We start from the raw sequence: 5395 nt of genomic DNA on the forward strand, positions 1-5395 counted from the left end.
AAGCCACTAAACCTAAATTATATGGATGTTTGCCAGAGCGCGTACAAATTTGTCCTTTGTATTTAGGGTCTGCTAAATCTTCATAAGTGAGCTTAGGTAACTCACCAACTCGCTCTTTTGATGAATATACATTACGCACTCGCTTAGTAAGCGCAACCCATTGGCCATCACCGTCACGAAAGGCGGCTGGAACATTATTATTTACACTGTCACTTTTTATAGTTTGTGTTAATTTTAAATCTTCTAATTGAATAAGCGCGCTAAAGTTAGAGGTTAATACTAAATCAGCTTTACTGTGCTTGCCTTCGCGTTTAACACGCTCAATTAGCCCTTTTTTAGCAAAAACAACATTGGTTTTTATGCCTGTTTGCTTTGTAAAGTCTTCTAAAATTGGCTGAATTAAAAACGGTTGACGAAAAGAGTAGATGTTAACAACATCGTTTGCAAAGACTGGTGCCGATGCAACTACCCCTAAAACAAGTGCAAATACTTTCTTCATTATTCCACCTAAATAACTGTTATTATCAACGAATTCTACCGTGCTCATTCTAAAAGTGCACACTTTAAATAAATGTAAATATGTAAATAACGCCCAAAAAGGAAATACGGTGTAAGAGATGTCTTACGGATGTGACAGCTAATGAGTAAAAAACAAGATAAAAAACAACCTAAAAACAGTTAAACACATGATTCATATGTGATTTATTTTTATTACTATTGCAAAAACACTAATTGAATGTAGTTTTATCTCTATTTTAGTTGCTCTATTGCACTATAATTTACGCATCAACCAAGCAATGACGCTTATTGAGTAAAAGGAAATGGACTACTTACTCAACCAACCAATGATTAGGTTATCAGGACAACACGGATTTTAGGACAGGCTCAGGATGAGTATCACAACGCAATGTTGTAAAAAGGACAGCGTCAGGAAGATGCGAAAAGGATAACAACAAGGCTAAGTTGTTCAACAGGATGTTGAAGGAATAAATGGACAGGCCTTTAAGGCAACACAAGGGATTGGTTAAAACAAGGATACACTAGGAAGTGTAATTAAGGATTTGGTAATAGTATTTACCCTACAGGATGTTTAGGAATTAAAGGATACAGGCCCGGATGGTCTACATTACATAGAACTAAAAAGTAATATAGTAATAAACATGGATTAGTGAAAATTGGAGTTGATTAAGTTCAATTGCAGGATGCAGAAAATTAGAAGATTCCGCAAGCGCGCCTAGAGATAGAGCGCGCTTTTCTTTGCCTAAAATTTGAGTGAGTAAAGCACTGAGCAACTATCACTAATTTTTACTGAGTAATATCGCATCCCTGCCAATCAATGCTAAGACCTTAAAATACTTTATTAATATTTTAAATTTCGCTAAGTTTTTTATTAATTGCGCCGATAACTAAATAACGCAAGGATCATAAATACTCAATGGATATGAATTTTAAAACATCTCAAAGTAATACCTTTTTATGTAAAGTATCAGACGCAAGTACAGCAAAACCAATTGGTGTTTTTAGTGCGCAAACTCCCAACGAAAATCCGTATAAAGCTTTATTTAACCCCAAAGGTTATAACTTTTTAAATATGCCAATGAGTGAGTTTAAAAATATACTTAACGAAATTATTAAGTTAGAACGCGACATTCGTATTAGCAAGTGGGGTGAAGGTGCTCGACCTGATGAGTTTAGCTATCAACTTAATAGAATAGCAGACGCAATTGCAACGACTCAGTTTAATGGCAAAATAGACATTAGCTGCTACTTTTTCAAACGAGTTGAAGAAGCAAAAGAAATGATTGGTGAAGACTGTATCTCGTTTATTCAAGTGCATAATAGTATAAGTCAATTGTATAATACTGTTTTACAATTAACATCTTAAGAAGGCTTCAGAGCTATTCAAAATAAAGCACTTGCTCACTTAAAAAATCAGCAAGCATTTGCTTAACTTCGTAAAATTAATCTTCTAGTGGTCGGCCCTTGTTGCGCTTACCCAATAAATACGCATCACGAAACTTAATAAAATGCTGCTCTAATTTTGTCGATGCATCCATTTCGCCCGCAAGTGCTAATACCATAATAGCCACTTCAGCAGTGCCTAGTTGATGTGCATGAGGGGCTACACGTAATCGGTAATCAGATAGTTTATCAGCAGTAACAGAAAGTACAGGCAAGTTATCTAAATAAGGGCTTTTGCGAATCATTTTTTTAGCTTCGCGCCACGTACCATCTAAGAATATAAATAGCGGCTTTTTACCTGATTCAATACTCACTTCTGTAATGGCTCTGCCCTCTTCTACATCTTCAGCGGGAAAGACGACCATAGGCTGATACTGCGAATCATTTATTAAAGCTAAAAGAGCGGGGTTAGGATCTGTTCTATCCCATCTAAATGCGTGGTTATCTGGCACTATTTCAGCAATTAAACGCCCTGTATTAGAAGGTTTAAAGCTTTCATTATGGTACATCAGTAAACATACAGCGGCGTTGCACTGAGCGTGCTCAACACCTTTACAAATACAGTAATGCTTGGCTATTAAGCATTGCTCACAGCGATCTAATTTACCGCCTCGCGCGTTAAATTCACGACGAGATTCACTTATTTGCTGAGCGCGTAATGCTAAAACTGCGTTTTTCACTGTATTTACCTTCAATTAATTAGGCGCGCATTGTAACGGCTTATGGCAATTTAATCTTATATTTAATGAAAAGCAGGCATAAAAAAACCCAGCCAAAGCTGGGTTTTCAAGCAAATGTTAAAAAGTTAAATTACTTCTTTTTAACTGCTTTTTTGTTTGGTAAGTCAGTGATTGAACCTTCAAAAATTTCAGCAGCTAGGCCAATTGATTCGTTCAATGTAGGGTGAGCATGAATAGTAAGCGCTAAGTCTTCACCATCTGCACCCATTTCAATACCTAAACCGATTTCGCCAAGCATTTCGCCCGCGTTAATACCGATCATAGCACCACCGATTATACGGCCACTTTCTTTATCAAAGATAAGTTTTGTAGAACCTTCAGTACGAGCAGATGCGATAGCACGGCCAGATGCTGCCCACGGGAATACCGCAGTTTCAATTTTTAAGCCTTGCTCTTTTGCTTCTTTCTCAGTAACACCTACCCAAGCGATTTCAGGGTCAGTGTACGCTATTGAAGGAATACATTTAGGGTCAAAGAAATGCTTCTGACCAGAAATAACTTCTGCAGCAACATGACCTTCATGAACCGCTTTATGCGCAAGCATAGGCTGGCCAACTAAGTCACCGATTGCAAAAATATGGCTTACGTTAGTACGTAATTGCTTATCAACATTAATAAAGCCACGCTCATCAACGTTTACGCCCGCTTTATCAGCATCAAGTAGGTTACCGTTTGGTGTACGGCCCACAGCAACAAGTACTTTATCGTAACGTACTGGTTCTGCTGGTGCGTTTTTACCTTCAAATGTCACGTATAAGCCATCTTTTTTAGCTTCAACGCCAACAACTTTAGTTGAAAGCATTACGTTGAATTTTTTGCTTACGTATTTTTGGTAAATTTTGATAATGTCTTTATCTGCTGCTGGCACTAATTGGTCAGCAAATTCTACAACATCAATTGCAGAACCAAGTGCACGGTAAACCGTACCCATTTCAAGACCAATAATACCACCACCAAGTACAAGTAGTTTTTCTGGTACATCTTTAAGTTCTAGCGCGCCAGTTGAATCAATTACACGGTCATCTTGTGGGATGAATGGTAAGTTAACTGGTTTAGAGCCTGCGGCAATAATCGCGTTATCAAACGTGATAGTTGTAGCGTCTTTCTCGCCTTCAACAACTAAAGTATTGCTGCCAGTGAATTTACCGTAACCGTAAACAACTTTTACTTTACGCATTTTAGCCATACCGTCTAGTCCGCCAGTTAACTGGCCAACTACAGAATCTTTCCAAGTACGAACTTGGTCTAGATCTATTTTTGGTGCGCCAAAAGTAACGCCATGAGATGACATTTCAGCCGCGTCGTCAATCACTTTCGCTACGTGTAAAAGAGCTTTAGAAGGGATACAACCAACATTAAGACATACACCGCCTAATGTTCCACGAGATTCTACTAATGTAACTTCTAAGCCCAAGTCAGCAGCACGGAAAGCCGCAGAATAACCACCAGGACCACCGCCTAGTACAACAACTTGAGTTTTTAATTCGTTGCTCATGCTTTTACCTTAATTGTTTGAACGGGACACTGCCCTAAAATTTAACTGCCGTATTTCTGCAAGGCAGAAAGAGTGAGCAGCGCACAAAGTGATGCAATTGGTACAAAGATTGTATCATTGCAAATGGTAAAAATCCCAGCTAAAAACAACTGGCTGGGATTTGATTCTATTTATTATCTAACGATTACATCACCAATTGGCGAATATCGCTCATGTAACTTGCAAGAGTTACAGTAAAGCGTGCAGCAAGTGCTCCGTCAATAACCCTATGGTCGTATGACATAGACAGCGGAACCATTAGTTTTGGTTCAAACTCTTTGCCATTCCATTTAGGTTTCATTTCAGATTTAGACACACCTAAAATAGCCACCTCTGGTGCATTAACAATCGGCGTAAATGCCGTACCGCCAATACCGCCAAGGCTAGAAATAGTAAAACAACCACCTTGCATATCAGACGATGTAAGCTTGCCGTCACGTGCTTTAACAGATACTTCCATTAATTCGCGTGAAAGTTCAATAATGCCTTTTTTATCAACATCTTTAAACACTGGTACAACTAAACCGTTTGGCGTATCAACTGCAACACCAATGTTAATGTACTTTTTAAGGATTAAGCTTTCGCCGTCTGCAGAAAGCGATGAGTTGAATTTTGGAAATTCAGCAAGTGCTTTCGCAGCTGCTTTCATTACAAACACAAGTGGCGTGATTTTAACACCCAGCTTTTTCTTCTCGCTAAGCACATTTTGCTCTTTACGGAATACTTCAAGACTTGTGATATCAGCTTCGTCAAACTGTGTAACATGTGGGATTTGCACCCAGTTACGGTGTAAGTTTTTGCCTGATAGCTTTTGAATACGAGACAGCTTTTGCTCTTCAATTTCGCCAAACTTAGCAAAATCAACTTTAGGCCATGGAATAAGACCAAGCTCGCTACCACCCGCGCTACTACCTGCTGATAGTTGACCAGATTCAACTTGCTTAACTAGATTTTTAACATAGTTTTGCACGTCTTCTTTAACTATACGGGCTTTGCGACCAGTGCCTTTAACGTTAGCTAGGTTAATACCAAACTCACGCGCTAAACGGCGAACAACAGGTGATGCATGAGCATACGCGCTGTTTTCTGTGAAGCTTTCATTACTTGCTTTTACTGGTGCCGCTTGAGCCGGTGCCGACTCAGTTTTAGCCGCTGCTGC

General features: G+C 38.9%; 5 protein-coding genes. 1 reads left to right on the top strand and 4 read right to left on the bottom strand.

Going from position 1 to position 5395, the window contains the following annotated elements:
• Positions 1–499: ABC transporter substrate-binding protein (locus tag L656_RS0100495; protein ID WP_024597769.1), on the bottom strand; the 499-nt coding region annotated here is incomplete at its 3' end.
• A gap of 936 nt (positions 500–1435) precedes the next feature.
• Between L656_RS0100495 and L656_RS01000000121755 the strand changes: the two genes are divergently transcribed.
• Positions 1436–1885: a hypothetical protein gene (locus L656_RS01000000121755; protein WP_241763406.1), complete on the top strand. Its 450-nt coding sequence runs from the start codon at positions 1436–1438 to the stop codon at positions 1883–1885.
• Between the two features lie 76 nt (positions 1886–1961).
• Here L656_RS01000000121755 and L656_RS0100505 read toward each other — a convergent pair whose 3' ends face one another.
• The 3 genes from L656_RS0100505 to L656_RS0100515 form a co-directional block, all read right to left on the bottom strand.
• Positions 1962–2642 carry a tRNA-uridine aminocarboxypropyltransferase gene (locus L656_RS0100505; protein WP_024597770.1) on the bottom strand — a complete coding sequence of 227 codons (681 nt, stop codon included), beginning with the start codon at positions 2640–2642 and terminating at the stop codon, positions 1962–1964.
• 130 nt (positions 2643–2772) lie between these two features.
• On the bottom strand, positions 2773–4197 hold the full coding sequence (lpdA, locus tag L656_RS0100510) for a dihydrolipoyl dehydrogenase (RefSeq protein WP_024597771.1): 1425 nt from the start codon (positions 4195–4197) through the stop codon (positions 2773–2775).
• Positions 4198–4381: 184 nt separating this feature from the next.
• Positions 4382–5395 (bottom strand): 2-oxo acid dehydrogenase subunit E2 (locus L656_RS0100515; protein ID WP_024597772.1); only part of this gene is annotated, 1014 nt, incomplete at its 5' end.

The organism is Pseudoalteromonas sp. TAE56 (assembly GCF_000497955.1).
In the GTDB taxonomy this organism is placed as follows: Bacteria; Pseudomonadota; Gammaproteobacteria; order Enterobacterales; family Alteromonadaceae; genus Pseudoalteromonas.

Excerpts from the sequence above, each read along its gene's own strand:
- L656_RS01000000121755 (WP_241763406.1), top strand. The coding sequence starts at position 1,436 with ATGGATATGAATTTTAAAACATCTCAAAGTAATACCTTTTTATGTAAA.
- lpdA (WP_024597771.1), bottom strand. The coding sequence starts at position 4,197 with ATGAGCAACGAATTAAAAACTCAAGTTGTTGTACTAGGCGGTGGTCCT.